Raw genomic sequence first — 13762 nt, 5'->3', positions numbered from 1 at the left:
CCCCCGGCGGCAGCTGGCACTCGGATGGCAGGTCACGCCACCCGTTCGATCGCCCCAGTCGGTCTGTCACACCACAGGGGTGCCGGCACGCCGTTCGCGCGCCGGCACCCCTGGTCGGCCGCGAAGGACTCTACTCGGCGAGCTGGGCCGGGACCAACGGAAAGTCCAAGTCCGGTTGCGCAACGTGATTGAAGAAGTTGGACAGCACGTTGAGCGCCACATGTCCGACGATTTCGGCCAGTTCGGCGTCGGTGACACCGGCGGCGCGGGCGTCGGCGAGGGCGGCGTCGCTCACCCGGCCGCCGCTCTCGATGATCGCGCCGGTGATCCGCAGCACCTGGTCCATGTGCGGGTCGCCGGCGTCGGTGCCGCGGCGGGTGGCGAGCAGCTCCTGCTCGGACAGGCCGACCTTGCCGCCGCGCAGGGTGTGCGCGGAGACGCAGTAGGTGCAGTCGTTGCGCTGGGCGATGTAGAGCGCCAGCTGCTCGCGCTGCCGGGCGCTGAAGCTCCCGCCGACCAGGGACTCGCGCAGGGCGAGGTAACCGCGCAGGGCGGCCGGGCCGTTGGCGAGGGCGGCGTAGAGGTTGGGCAGCTTGCCGAGCTGCTTGAGGGTGCCTTCGAGCAGCTCGCGCTGCTCCTCGTTGGCGGTGTCGACGGTCAGTTGGGGCAGGCGGGGCATGGAGCTCTCCTTGAGCCGAACGCAGGACGGAACCGATCGGTACCATCCTGACGGTACTGATCGGTTCCGTCTTGCGCAACGGGAGGCGCTCGATCCGCTACGGGGATCCCGCCGTGACGGAACCGAGTGGTACCGTCTGGTATGGCCACGAACGCGAAAGAACGGCTCCTCAGCGCGGCGGAGCGGCTCTTCTACGAGGAGGGCATCAGGGCCGTCGGCATCGAGCGGATCCTGTCCGAATCAGGGGTGGGCCGCGCCTCCTTCTACCGCCACTTCCCCAGCAAGGACGACGTGGTCGTCGAGGTGCTGCGGCGGCGCGACGGCATGTGGCGGGCCTGGCTCGACGGCCGGATCGAGGCGAGCGGACGCGAGCCGCAGGAACTGCCGCTCGCCCTCTTCGACGGACTCGCCGAGCGCTTCGCCTCGGCCGACTTCCGCGGCTGCGCCTTCATCAACACGATGGTCGAGACGGCCGACCCCGAGAGCCCGGCCCACCACGTGGCCGCCGAGCACAAGGAGAAGGTCATCGCCCGCCTCGACGGGCTGCTCGCCGAGGGCGGCTACCGCGAGCACGAGGCCCTCGCCCGCCAGCTCGCCCTGCTCGGCGACGGCGCCATCGTCACCGCCCTGCGCGAGGGCACCACCGAGGCCGCGGTCCGCGCCCGCGCCGTCGCCACGGTCCTGCTGCGCACGGCGGACCGGGAGCCGGCCGGGGACCCGGCCTGACGGCCGCCGGGGACGCCGATCCGGGACCCGGCCTGACGGTGCCCGGGACCCCGGCCCGGGACGCCGCCCCGGCCGGTCGGCGCCCCGGCGGCGACGGGCCCGCGAAGGCCGCCCACCGTCGGGGGGCGGCGACGGCCCCGTGAAGGCCACCCACCGCCGGGGCGGGCCGCACCCCGCCTCGACGCGGCCGACGGCGGCCCGTCAGGCCGCGGCCTTCTTCATCAGCTCCACGAGGGAGGAGAAGCTGTCCGCCGCGTGCCCGGCGTCCATGCCGCGCCGGAACAGCTCGACCACCGCGGCCGGCAGCGTCGTGTCGACGCCCGCGTCCCCGTGGGTGTGCAGGACGTGCTCGACACTGGCCGTCCCCATGGCGAGCCGGTCCACGTCGCCGTCGTGCCGCGCGCCGTCGAGGCGCTCGGCGTAGAAGGCGAGGAAGCCGGGGAGCGAGTTCGCGGTCTCCACGGCGTGCGGCAGGATGTCCGCCGCCTTCAGGCCGTTGGCGTCGGCGAGGGCGACGGCCTGCCAGTAGCTCAGCATCGAGGTCCAGAACATGGTCATGCCGATCTGGTACATGAGCGCGGCGAGCCCCGGGTCCTCGCCCCGGTGGTCGGCCCGGCCGGTGATGACCTCCAGGGCGGGCCGGTGCTCCTCGAAGACGTGCAGGGGCCCGCTGTAGAAGGTCGACGACTCGGCCCGGCCGATGCCGGAGGGGGGCACGGTCACTCCGCCGGTCAGCTGGACGGCGCCCCGCTCGGCCGCCCAGCGGGCGGCGGCCCGGGCCTTCTCGGGGGTGTCGGAGCTGAGGTTCACCAGGACCCGGCCGGACAGGGCGCTCTCGGCGGCTCCGAGCGTGGCGTACACGGCGCCGTAGTCCGTGAGGCTCAGGATCACCAGCTCGTTGGCGTCGAGGGCCCCCCTGACGTCCGCCGCGAGCGTCGCCCCGCGGGCGACCAGGGCGTCCGCGCGGGACGCGGTGCGGTTCCAGACCGTGACGTCGTAACCGCGGTCCAGGAAGGAGCCGGCCATGGCCTGCCCCATGGGGCCGAGGCCGATGACGGTGACGGACCGGCGCGGGGTGGTGCGAGGGGTGGTGCTGGGCATGACGGTCTCCGCTCTTCACTCACACAAGGACTAAAACGAGCGCTCTATTTAGCGCGTGGTGAGAACGTAGCACAGCTCTAGAACGAGCGCTCTACTTAGTCGCCGGATAGGGTGGGCGCATGCAGACCAGCAGCACACGGGACCGGATCGTCGTCGCCGCCGCGCGACTCCTGCAGCGCCAGGGCTACGTCGGCACGGGAATCAAGCAGATCGCCCAGGAGGCCCAGGCCACCCTCGGCTCCGTCTACCACTTCTTCCCGGGCGGGAAGGAGACCGTCGCCGTCGCCGCGATCAGGCACAGCAGCGAGGAGTTCGGGAGCCTCCTGCGGACGGCGCTGGACAGCGAGGAGGAGCCGGCGGAGGCGATCGTGGCCTGCACCCGGCGGCTCGCGGACGAGCTGCGGGACTCGGGCTGGATCGACGGCTGCCCCGTCACCGCGGCGGCCCTGGAGACGCTGGGCACCGACTCGGAGATCCAGCGGGCGTGCGGCGACGCCCTGCGCGACTGGCAGCAGCTGGTCCACGACAAGCTGCTGCGCGGCGGCTTCTCCCCCGAGAGCGCCCGGGAACTGGCGAGCGTCGTGATCTCGGCGCTGGAGGGCGCGGAGGTCACCGCCCAGGTGGCCCGCAGCGAGGAGCCCCTCCACGTGGCCGGGCGCCAACTCGCCCTCCTCGTCCGCGCGTCCGAGGTCCAGGCCCTGTCTTCCGGAGCGGGCCGGGCCTGAGCGCCGCCCTCACGCGTCACGCCCGCATCAGGAGTGATGCGGGCGTGACGGCTGCCGTGGGCCCGGTCCGGCCCCGGGGACGAGGTGCGGGGACACCGCCTAGGCGACGACACCGCCGCCCGGCCGCAGCGCGCCCCGCCGCACCTTGCCCGAGCGGGTGCGGGGCAGGCTCGGGACCACGTCCACGCCCTGCGGCACGAAGACCGGGGCGAGGCGCTTCGCCGCCAGGGCGATCAACTCCCGCTCCAGGAGCTCGGGCTGGTACGCGTTGCGGGTCTCGACCACCGCGTACGGGGCGAGGCCGCCGTACGCGTCCCGGCAGGGGATCACGGCCGCGTCGGCCACCGCCGGGTGCGCGCGCAGGACGGCCTCGATCTCCATCGGGGAGACCCGGTGCCCGTACGACTTGAACACCTCGTCCATCCGCCCGAGCAGCCGGATCGACCCGTCGGCGCAGCGCTCGCCCCGGTCGCCGGTGCGGTAGAGCCCGTCCGCGAAGACGGCCGCCGTACGGTCGTCGGCGCCGGGCGCTCCCCCGGTGCCGGGTGCTCCCGCGGCGTCGGCGTCCGCGGTCCGGTCCACGTACCCGCGCATCAGGCCCGGCGGGCGCTCCGTCAGGTCCACGCACACCTCCCCCGCGTCCCCCGCGAGACCGGTCTCCGGGTCGCGGAGCACGATGCGGTAGCCCGGCAGCGGGTGGCCGAGCGGGGAGAGCGGGGGCGGGGTGTCGGGGGCGCGGCCGATGAGGGCGGTGGCCTCCGTCTGGCCGTAGCCGTCCCTGACCCGCACCCCCCAGGCCGCCTCGATCCGGTCCGTGACCTCCGCCGTCAGCGGTTCCCCCGCCGCCGTCGCCTCCCGCAGCCGGGGCGCGCCCCGGCCCTCCGCCACGTACGGGAGCATCGCCCGCCAGGCGCTCGGCGGGGCGCAGAGGCTGCTGATCCGCTGGGTGGCGAGGACGCCGGGCAGCACGGACGGCGGGAGGCCGCCGTCGGGGGGCGCGACGACGGTGGCGCCGGCCGTCCAGGGGACGAAGAAGCTGGACCAGGAGTGCTTGGCCCAGCCGGGCGCCGACAGGTTGAGGTGCCGGTCGCCCGGGCGCAGCCCGCTCCAGTAGAGGCTGGAGAGGTGGCCGACGCCGTACCCGGCGTGGGAGTGCTCGACGAGTTTCGGCAGCGAGGTGGTGCCGGAGGTGAAGTAGCAGAAGGACGGGTCGGCCGAGCGGGTCGGGCCGGCCGGAAGGAAGGGACGGCGCCGGGCGGTGTCGCGGGTCTCGGGGTACGGGGTCCAGCCGGGCAGCCCCGCCGTCCCCGGCGCCATCCGCAGGCCGGGCACCGGCAACTCGCCCAGCAGGTAGACGAGTTCCGGTGCGCAGACGACGTGCCGGATGCCGCCCCGGGCGATCCGGTCGGCGGCCTCGTCGCGGGTGAGGTCCTGGTAGCCGGGGACGACGACCGCGCCGAGCTTGATGCAGCCGAGCAGGGTCTCCCACAGCTCCGTACGGGTGCCGAGCAGGATCAGCACCCGGTCGCCGCGCACCACCCCCGCCTCGGCCAGGGTCACCGCCACCTCGTCGGAGCGGGCGGCGAGTTCGGCGAAGGTGACCCGGTCGGCCACCGGCACCGTGCCGTCCGGCGCCGGGCGGCCGAGGATCTCCAGGGCGGTCCGCTCGTTCCCCTCGGCGACCACGTCGAACCACTCCAGGGCCCAGTTGAAGTGCCGGGCGCGCGGCCACCGGAAGGCGGCCGAGGCCGTCTCGCGGTCGCCGCGCAGCCGCAGCAGCAGGTCCCGGGCGGCCCGGTACTCCTCGTGCGCGGCCGTCGCGCGGTGCTCGGCGTGGGCGGCGCCGTGCCGGGCACCGTCGGGCGTCCCGCCGCTCCCGGGGGCGGCCGTCCCGCCGCTCCCAGGGGTGGCCGTTCCACCGCTCCCAGGGGTGGCCGTTCCACCGCTCCCAGGGGTGGCCGTTCCACCGCCCCCCGTGGTGGTGGCCGTCGCGCCGCTCCCGGTGGTGCTCATTCCGCCGCTCCCATCAGCGCCGAGGCGATCGCGTCGGCGTCCTTGGTGAAGGAGCCCCAGGGGCCCGGACGCCCGCTGCCCACCTGGGTGAACCAGCGGGTGTGCTCGCTGGGGATGCCGAGCACATGGGTGGCCCGGTCCGGCTCGCCGTCCGCGCCGACCGGGTGGAAGGGCGCGTCCGTGCAGTCCATGCCGCCCGTCGCGAACTCCGCGCCGTCGCCCTCGTGCCGCTCCGTCGCGTTGACGAAGGGCCGCACCCGCCCGTCGGCCAGCAGGCCGCGGATCAGCGGGTCGCGGTCCGCGGTCAGGTCCGTGCCGGGGACGCGGGCGTCGATCAGGACGTCGAGGGGCGTCCAGGAGTTCTCCACCCGCGCCGACTCGACCGTGAAGCGGCCCTCGACGGGATCGGTCCCGAACCGGGCGCCCGGGCCGACCGGTTCGAGCACCCCGGCCGCCAGCAGCGCCAGGAACTGCTCGGACCGCAGCTGCGGCGGACCGGTCGACACGAGCGAGGCGACCGGCCCGAACGTGGTGAGGAACCAGCGGTGCGAGTCCGGGGTGAGCCCGCCGAAGTCCACCACCGAGCGGATGGTCTGGCGGACGTCCCGCAGGACGTCCGCGGCCGCCTTCATCGGGCCGTCCGCGTTGCCGAGCCGGGCGTCGCCGAGGTCGGCGCGCAGCCACTCGGTGAGCACCTTGTGGAACTCGGCCGGCGAACCGAACCGGCGCTCGCCGAACGGCCGGGCCAGCGCGTCGAGTCCGGTCAGCGGCAGCGGGTCGATCCGGTATCCGGCGGCGAGCCGCTGGAGCACCGGGAGTTCGGGGGCGAGGGCCAGCGCCTCCTCCGCCCGCTCGGTGAACTCCCGTGCCGCGTCCGGCCCGTGGACCTGGCGGATCCGGGTGGCGAGCAGCACCGTGTTCACCTCGGCGAGCAGCCACGGCAGCACGGAGCGCTCGAAGTCGAGCGGCGCGTGCCCGGCGCGCAGCCGGGCCATCCGCTCGGGGGTGAAGAGCACCGGGCGGTAGCGGTGCAGGGGGTCCTTCTGGTTGACGCCCCGGGTCAGCAGCGGCACCCCGCCGCGCGAACCGGCCAGGATCCGGGGCTCCTTGCCGCTCGGCAGGTACACCAGCCCGTCGCCGCCGTCCGTGAAGGTGCCGCCGCGCCCCAGGGTGAGTTCGGCCAGCACGTCGTAGAAGGTCAGCCCCATGCCGATGACGCCGACGCTCGCGCCGGCCGGGATGTCGGCGAGGGGCATCTCGTTCGCGGAGCCGCCGGGCACGTACCGGACCGGCCGGGCGGGGGTGGAGTGGGTGCGGGCGAACTCCTGCCACGCGCGCTGCTGCGCGTCGGGTTCGTTGACCGGGTGGCCGGTGGTGAGCACCAGCCGGTCGACGGTGAGCACGTCGCCCCGGTCGAGCCGCAGACGATGGATCCCGCCGCCCCCGGTCCCGGCGACCCCACCGGCCTCTTCGGCCCCTGTGGCGCCTGCGGCCCCTTCGGCCCCCGGCACGCGGTCGGCGCAGATCACCCGGGCCGGTACGCGGTGCACCGTCAGGCACGGCGGCAGGGTCGCCTCGACGCGCTCCATCACGTACGCGAGGTAGCGCCCGTAGACCCTGCGCGGCGCGTACCCCTCCGGTTCCGCGTGCTCCGGGTCGTCCTCCGCCCACCACTCGGCGAGGCTGGGCCCCGCGCCGGGCCGGTGCGGGCCGGCGTCGGCCGGGCCGGAGAACATGGTGACCTCCTGCGCCGGGGTGTTCATCAGGAACCACGGCGACTGGTCCGTGCGCCAGATCCTGCCCGCCCCCGCCTCGTGCGGATCGATCGCGTACGCCTCGATCCGGCGCCCCGGAGGGTGCGCGGCGCAGTGGGCGGCGAGCCGTTCCAGGACGGACAGGCCGCGCGGTCCCATCCCCGCGAAGGCCACCCGCAGCGGCGGGCGGACCGGGTCCGCGAGGCAGCGCTGCACCGGCGGCGGCGCGGGCTCGGGGGGCGGGTCGGTCTCGGCCGCCAGGTCGTGCTCGCGGGCGACCCGGCCGAGCATCCCGGAGAGTTGGCGCGAGGTCATCGGCGTGGTCCTCCGGCTGGTGGTGAGCAGCGGCAGCGCGCCCAGATCGGTCCACTGGAGCCGGCCGTCCGCGGCGACGGCCGAGCGGGCCTCGCCCCGGTTGTCCGGGTGCAGACAGAACGGCACGTCGAGCAGTCCCCGGTCGAAGGCCTTCAGGAGCGCCACGCCGATGTCGTCGGAGAGCGCCAGGACGGCGCCGACCAGGGCGCGCGCCTCGGCCAGGATCTCCTCCGTGTCCGCCCCGGCGGGGCCGCCGCCCGGCGGGCCGAGGGCGTGCGGCCGGGCCCGGGCCGCGCGGGCCGCGTCGGCGGCGACCCTCAGCGCGGTCAGGTTCTCCTCGACGGTGGGGATGCGGTGCGCCTCGGTCTCGGTCTTGACGATCAGGCGCTGGGCCCCGCCGCGTACGGCCAGTTCGGCGCTGCGGCGCAGCAGCAGCCGGGCGCCGGGCACGGTCCGCGGGTAGACGCCCATGTACGTGTAGAGCACGATGTGCCGGTCCACGGCGGGCGGCAGCAGCTCGTCGGCGAGCAGCCGCAGCGCGGCGAGCGCGCCGGCGTCCTGCGCGGCGTGGGTCTGCTGGGCGTACGAGAGGGAGACGCTGGCGGCGCCGTTCTGCGCGAAGAACAGGCACTCCAGGACGGAGACGGCGACGAGCAGCGACGGCGGGCAGAGCTGGCCGAGGAGGCAGCCGCCGAAGGACTCCAGATGGGCGCGGCGGCCCTGGTTCCGGCTCTCCTCGGTGAGGAACTGCACGGAGTCCCGCCAGGCGGCGACGGATTCGGCGAGCGGGGTGCGCCCGTAGGGCAGGCAGTACGAGACGGGGCCGCCCTCGCTCGCGGCGAGTCCGGCGGCGGTCATGGTGCGGAAGATGGCCATCGGGTCGGCGGAACCGTGCCGGACCTGGACCGGGGTGCGGCGGCCTGCTGCGGCGGCGACCCGGGCGGTGGTCCTGGGCCCGTGGCTCACCAGCGGGAAGCCGTTGAGCGGATGACCGGTGCGCAGGGCGGCGGTGGCGGCGGCGTGGTCGCCGACGCGGGTGTAGCTGTCGATGGTCAGGGTGGCCACGGTCCGCTCGGGGAGGTCGGCGACGGCGGTGACGCCGGCGGCCATGTCCTCGGGGGCGACCATGCCCATCCGGGGCTGGACGACGAGCTCTCCGGCCTGGGCGGCCTCCTGGACGAACGCGCCGAGATCGGGCTGCGCGGCAGGGGTCACGCCGCGGCCCGCCCGGTACACGCGCCTCTCAGCCGGGCGGTGGGGGCCCCGGTTCCCCTGTCGGTCCCGCCGGTTGCCGCGAGCCGCTTCAGCAGCGCGGTGGGGGCGGTGCCGTCGGCGTACACCTCGTCGTAGCCGGCGTCGAGCAGTTCGGCGGTGCGCTGTTCGGCGCCCTCGGGCGAGATGCCGAGGAGGCCGCCGATGACCATGGGGATGCCCTGGGTCCCCTTGTCCGCGCGTAGGGCCCGCGCGGCGCGCAGGCCGTCCTGGTGGCCGTGTCCGTTGACGGAGGACAGGACGACGAGGTCCGGGTGGGTCATCCGGGCGGTGTCGACGAGCAGCCGCTCGGGCACGCACGGTCCGAGGTTGAGCACGGAGTGCCCGTGCTCCTCCAGGAAGAGCTGGAGGTGGACGAGGTTCCACGTGTGCGCGTCGGACGATCCGGTGGTGAGCAGGACCCTGCGCGGACTGTCGCTGTCCGGACTGTACGAGGGGTGCATGGCGACTCCAATGACGGTGCGGATGCGGGGTGGTGCGGGAGGTGCGGGTGGTGGCTGTGGTTCGGGGCGCGCGGATGGTGCGCAAAGGGCGCTCGGCGCGCGGGGTGGGTGGCGCGGTGGCGTACGGGTCGTGCGTGCCGTACGGGCGGTGACGTGGCGCGCGGCGTCGCACGGGCGCGTACGGGAGGCCCCCGGCGAGCCCGGCCGTGACGGCCGGGCCCCGGAACGGGCGCTCGGACGGGCCCCGGGATCGAACGTGCGGCTCGGGTACCGGACCGGGACCGGTCCCCTGGACCGGTCCTCGGGCTCGGGGCCCCGGGGCCGGAGCCCCGCGGTCGGGGCGCCCAGGTGCCGGCCCCCGGTCGGTCGGCAGGACCAGCCCCTTCGCCGGCCCTCCGTCGGGCCCTCCGTCAGGCCCTTCGTCAGGCCGCGTCGGCGGGGGCGCCCGCGCCCACGCCCGTGGTGATCTCGCCGGCCAGCGGCGTGCGCGGCGAGGCCGGGCGGGCCCGGACGGCGAGGACGGTGCAGCCGGTCGCGCTGGACATCTGGTGGCGCGTGCCCGGCTCCTCGATCACGAGGTCGCCGCGGTGGAAGCGGCGCCCGTCGCTGTGGTCGAGGGTGCCGTCGAGGACCAGCATCAGCTCGTGGCCCAGGTGCTCGTGGAAGTCGCCGTGGGCGCCCGGCGGGAAGCGGAGCAGGAGGGACGCGGAGTCCTCCTCGCCGGCGTGGCCGGGGCCCCAGAGGACGACGAACTCGACGCCCTCGCGGCCGGGTTCGGTCCACGGCACCCAGGGCAGGTCGGTCTGGTCGAAGCCGTTGCGCAGGACATCGCGGAAGACGGTGACGTCAGGCACGGGCGGTGACCTCCGAGGGGGCGCGCTGGGCGACGATGGACGGGATGCCGTCGGGGCCCCAGGGCTGCGGGCCGTTGACGATGGGCGCGCCGATGAGGGAGCCGAACTCCCGCCAGGCGCCGTCGTAGTTGCGCACGTCGGACAGGCCGAGCAGCTCGTGCAGGACGAACCAGCTGTGGGCGGAGCGCCAGCCGACCCGGCAGTAGACGACGGTGGCGCGGTCGGCGGGCAGCGCCCCGTAGGCGGCCCGCAGCTCCTCGTCGTCGCGGAAGGTGCCGTCGGGGTGGATGGCGGTGTGCCAGGGCAGGTGCTCGGCGGAGAGGGCGTGGCCGCAGCGGACGCCGACGTCCTCGGGGACGCCGGGCGGGGTGTTGCTCTGCCCGAGGTACTCCTCCAGGGAGCGGACGTCGAGCAGGGTGCGGCGGCCGATGTGGTCGAGCACGTCCTCGCGGCGGGCCCGGATGGACTCGTCCGCCCCTGCCGGTACGGGGTAGCGGGTGGCGGGCCGTTCGGGCGCCTCGCGGGTGAGGGCGCCGCCGATCGCCTCCCAGCGGGCCCGCCCGCCGTCGAGGATCCGCAGCTCGCGGTGGCCGTAGAGGCGGAACTGCCAGTAGCCGGCCGCCGCCCACCAGTTGTTGTTGCCGCTGTAGAACACGACGGTGTCGTCGGCGCCGATGCCGTGCCGGCCGAGGAGCTCCGCGAAGGCCTCCGGGCCGATGACGTCGCGGCGTACCGGGTCCTGGAGGTCGCCGGTCCAGTCGAGGCGCACGGCGCCGGGGATGCGGCCCTCGCGGCCGCCGCCGTCGTTGCCGCCGTCGGTGATCTCGACCAGGACGAGGCCGGGGACGGTGCCGGCGGGCTGCCGGAGGTGGTCCTGGAGCGCCTCGGTGCTGACGAGGAGGGTGTCTCGGGTCATCGGGTTCACCACCAGTACGTCGGGTATTTGGCGATCACGCCGGCCTTGGAGGCGATCAGGCCGACGAGGACGAGCAGGACGCTGCCGACCGTGAGCAGGACGAGGAAGCGCAGCGGCGCCGGGTCCTGGAGGACGGCGAGGACGGCGGTGGCGGCGGCCGGGGCGTGGATGGCGCGCAGCAGCAGCATCAGGCCGACGCTGAGGCCGGCGGCGACGGCCGCGACCCACAGCGAGTGGCCGAAGAGGGCGACGGCGGCCAGGCCGAGGACGCCGGAGCCGACCTGGCCGAGGAGGACGCCCCGGGGCTGGGCGGGCGGCAGGGCGGGCGTGCTGCAGATGATCATCGCGGTGGCGGCGAGCGGCGCGATCATCAGGAGGTGGCCGGTGGCCTCGCCGAGCGCCACGAGGACGAGCAGCGAGACGACGGTGACGAGGGTGCCGAGGACGGTGGCCTTGGCGCCCGGGAAGGGCGGGGCGCCGCTGCCCGTCCGGGCCGGGGTCGCGTTCTGGGTCTGGGTCATCGTTCGTCTCCTCAGCGGTGCGTGCCGGTGAAGTAGCACTGGGCCTGGCGGTGGACGACCTTGCCGATCCGGTGGCCCATCTCGATGCCGGGCTCGTTGTCGAAGCTCCAGTGCATGCCGCCGTACACCCGGGAGATGCCGGCCTGCCGGGCGGCCTCGCTGAAGGTGGGCCAGGTGAGGACGGTGTCGGTGCGCGGGGTCAGTCCGGGCTCGACGGTGGAGGCGCCGGCCTTGAATCGGTAGGAGTCGCCGAAGGCGTCGGTGCCGGTGAAGCGGCGCAGGAACTCGGCGGCGGCGCCGGAGAAGGTGCTGTGCCCGGAGACGGTGGCCGGGAACGGCGGCACGGCCACGTAGGCCTGCCAGTCGACGCCGTTCATGGTGACGGTGCCCTGACCGGGGCCGCCCCAGGAGCGGACCTGCTCGCCCCGGCGGTCGTACGGGATGAGGGTGGAGGGGCGCGCGAAGTCGTACTGTGCCTTGACCGCCCAGGAGCCGATGGCGGCGTCGCACTCGGCCATGTTGAGGCCGAAGAACAGCTTGGCGTCCTCGTCGACGTCGTGGCCGTCGCGGGCGGAGACGAAGCGGCCCCACATCTGCTGGGCACCGGGCGGGGTGACGTCGTCGTTCAGCCAGAACTCGGCTATGCACTTCTGCTCGTCCGTCAGGTTCGCGCTGATGTCGAGGAGCTCCTCGATCGCGGCGGTCATCCGGACCGAGGGGTACGCGGGCGGCGCGGCGACCGTGAACTGGTCGGGGCGGCTGAGCGCGAAGGGCTTCATGACGGCGAACTGCGGGGTGAGGTAGCGCTGCGTCTTGCCGCCGACGATCAGCGGGCTCCAGTGCTCGGGCGCGACGACGATCGACGGGTCGAAGGCGCCGGCGGTCTGCGGCGGGTTCTTCGGGACGTAGCCGGTGGTGTCGGTGTATGCGGGGGTGCCGAGCTGGTTGGCGCCGTCGGCGTGCCGGTAGTCGAGGACGGCCTGGGCGGTGCGGCGGCCGATCCACGCGGGGCTGTTGCGGCGCGGGTCGGTGAGCGCCGGGTCGTAGCCGAGGCTGCGCAGCATCGAGTCGATGGCGACCTTGTACTCGGGGAAGAGGTCGAGGAGGGCCAGGTGGGCGGCGTAGCTGACGGCCTCGTTCTTGTTGTCGAGGGTGCGCTCGGCGCGGGGGCGGCGCAGCGAGCCGCCGAAGCGGGTGCCGGTGGCGACGCGGTCGTAACAGGACCAGGCGTCGTAGATGCAGTTGTGGATGATCGCGAGGGCGCGGGCGTTGACGGTGGCGGGGCCGAAGCGGTTTCCGGCGGCCTGGTAGCGGCCGAGGATCGCGTCCATGGCGGCCTGGTTCCAGCGCACCACGACGCTGGGCTCGGCGGCGGCTCCGGGGGCCCTGCGGCCGGTGCGGGTCTCCGCCTCGAACCGTGCGACGGGGGCCGCCGCCCAGGCCGTACTGGTCCCCGAGGCGAGCGCGAAGGCGCCGGCCGCGGCGGCGGAGGCGGGAAGCTCGCCGTCATCGGGGCCGGACTCATGGGGTCCGGTATCGCGCAGGTCTCGGCCCAGGCAGGCTGGGACGTCGTCCTGCGTGACGTCACCGACGCCGCGCTGACCCGGGGCACCGACTCCGTCAAGGCCTCCTACGACCGCTTCGTCGCCAAGGGCAGGCTGGACGCCGCCGAGGCCGAGGCCGCCCTCGGGCGGATCACCGCCACCACCGAGCTGGAGGCCGTCGCCGACGCCGACATCGTGGTCGAGGCGGTGTTCGAGAAGCTGGAGGTCAAGCACGAGATCTTCCGCGCCCTCGACAAGGTCGCCAAGGACGGCGCCGTGCTCGCCTCCAATACCTCCGCCATCCCGATCACCAAGATCGCCGCGGTGACGGAGCGCCCGGAGTCCGTGGTCGGCACCCACTTCTCTCGCCGGTCCCGATGATGCAGCTCTGCGAGCTCGTCCGCGGCTACAAGACGAGCGACGCCACCCTCGCCACCGCGCGGGAGTTCGCCGAGTCCGTCGGCAAGACCTGCATCGTCGTCAACCGCGACGTCGCCGGCTTCGTCACCACCCGCCTCATCTCGGCGCTGGTCGTCGAGGCCGCCAAGCTGTACGAGTCCGGCGTGGCCACCGCCGAGGACATCGACATCGCCTGCAAGCTGGGCTTCGGGCACGCGATGGGCCCGCTCACCACCACCGACCTCACCGGCGTCGACATCCTCGTCAACGCCACCAGCAACATCTACACCGAGACCCAGGACGAGAAGTTCGCCCCGCCGGAGCTGATGCGCCGGATGGTGGACGCGGGTGACATCGGGCGCAAGAGCGGGCAGGGCTTCTACACGTACTGATTCCGCTCGGGGGGTCGGTGCGGAGTCCGCACAGGGGTCCGACCGCCCCCCGCACCATCGCCCCTCATATCACACGTGAGTGATCTCTCTCAACAACAACAACGGAGG

The 13762-nt window shown here is 74.6% G+C and carries 11 protein-coding genes and 1 pseudogene; 3 read left to right on the top strand and 9 right to left on the bottom strand.

What is annotated here, in order from left to right; genetic code table 11:
* Window positions 1-130: 130 nt before the first annotated feature.
* Window positions 131-679 carry a carboxymuconolactone decarboxylase family protein gene (locus ABD981_RS06720; protein WP_046912112.1) on the bottom strand — a complete coding sequence of 183 codons (549 nt, stop codon included), beginning with the start codon at window positions 677-679 and terminating at the stop codon, window positions 131-133.
* Window positions 680-820: 141 nt separating this feature from the next.
* Here ABD981_RS06720 and ABD981_RS06715 point away from each other — a divergent pair, with 141 nt between their 5' ends.
* The gene (locus ABD981_RS06715) at window positions 821-1405 is read left to right on the top strand and encodes a TetR/AcrR family transcriptional regulator (RefSeq protein ID WP_046912111.1); all 585 of its coding nucleotides are present in this window, start codon (window positions 821-823) and stop codon (window positions 1403-1405) included.
* A gap of 201 nt (window positions 1406-1606) precedes the next feature.
* Here the strand turns inward: ABD981_RS06715 and ABD981_RS06710 are convergent, their stop codons facing one another.
* Complete coding sequence (locus tag ABD981_RS06710; protein ID WP_046912110.1) at window positions 1607-2506, bottom strand: NAD(P)-dependent oxidoreductase; 900 nt, start codon at window positions 2504-2506, stop codon at window positions 1607-1609.
* A gap of 119 nt (window positions 2507-2625) precedes the next feature.
* Here ABD981_RS06710 and ABD981_RS06705 point away from each other — a divergent pair, with 119 nt between their 5' ends.
* The gene (locus ABD981_RS06705) at window positions 2626-3231 is read left to right on the top strand and encodes a TetR/AcrR family transcriptional regulator (protein WP_046912109.1); all 606 of its coding nucleotides are present in this window, start codon (window positions 2626-2628) and stop codon (window positions 3229-3231) included.
* 99 nt (window positions 3232-3330) lie between these two features.
* Here ABD981_RS06705 and ABD981_RS06700 read toward each other — a convergent pair whose 3' ends face one another.
* The 7 genes from ABD981_RS06700 to ABD981_RS06670 all read right to left on the bottom strand — a co-directional run bounded on the left by ABD981_RS06700 (window position 3331) and on the right by ABD981_RS06670 (window position 12674).
* Window positions 3331-5244, bottom strand: a complete 1914-nt coding sequence (locus ABD981_RS06700; protein WP_123955222.1) for an acetate--CoA ligase — start codon at window positions 5242-5244, stop codon at window positions 3331-3333.
* Window positions 5241-8528 carry an FAD/NAD(P)-binding protein gene (locus ABD981_RS06695; protein WP_046912122.1) on the bottom strand — a complete coding sequence of 1096 codons (3288 nt, stop codon included), beginning with the start codon at window positions 8526-8528 and terminating at the stop codon, window positions 5241-5243. The genes ABD981_RS06700 and ABD981_RS06695 overlap by 4 nt, the downstream gene beginning before the upstream one ends.
* Complete coding sequence (locus ABD981_RS06690; protein ID WP_046912108.1) at window positions 8525-9028, bottom strand: cobalamin B12-binding domain-containing protein; 504 nt, start codon at window positions 9026-9028, stop codon at window positions 8525-8527. Before ABD981_RS06690 ends, ABD981_RS06695 begins: the two co-directional genes overlap by 4 nt.
* Window positions 9029-9450: 422 nt before the next feature.
* The gene (locus ABD981_RS06685) at window positions 9451-9882 is read right to left on the bottom strand and encodes a cupin domain-containing protein (RefSeq protein ID WP_205628325.1); all 432 of its coding nucleotides are present in this window, start codon (window positions 9880-9882) and stop codon (window positions 9451-9453) included.
* Entirely contained in the window at window positions 9875-10798 is a 924-nt protein-coding gene (locus ABD981_RS06680; RefSeq protein WP_046912120.1) for a sulfurtransferase, read from the bottom strand. Before ABD981_RS06680 ends, ABD981_RS06685 begins: the two co-directional genes overlap by 8 nt.
* A 5-nt stretch (window positions 10799-10803) precedes the next feature.
* A complete protein-coding gene (locus ABD981_RS06675) occupies window positions 10804-11319 on the bottom strand; it encodes an HPP family protein (RefSeq protein ID WP_046912107.1) in 516 nt (171 codons plus the stop codon).
* Window positions 11320-11330: 11 nt separating this feature from the next.
* Window positions 11331-12674: a vanadium-dependent haloperoxidase gene (locus tag ABD981_RS06670; RefSeq protein ID WP_345528322.1), complete on the bottom strand. Its 1344-nt coding sequence runs from the start codon at window positions 12672-12674 to the stop codon at window positions 11331-11333.
* Window positions 12675-12842: 168 nt separating this feature from the next.
* Between ABD981_RS06670 and ABD981_RS06665 the strand changes: the two are divergent.
* Window positions 12843-13654 (top strand): annotated as a pseudogene (locus tag ABD981_RS06665) (3-hydroxyacyl-CoA dehydrogenase family protein).
* Window positions 13655-13762 lie beyond the last annotated feature (108 nt).

This window comes from Streptomyces showdoensis (assembly GCF_039535475.1).
GTDB classification, from domain to species: Bacteria; Actinomycetota; Actinomycetes; order Streptomycetales; family Streptomycetaceae; genus Streptomyces; species Streptomyces showdoensis.
This window is presented reverse-complemented; position numbering and strand designations above follow the sequence as displayed.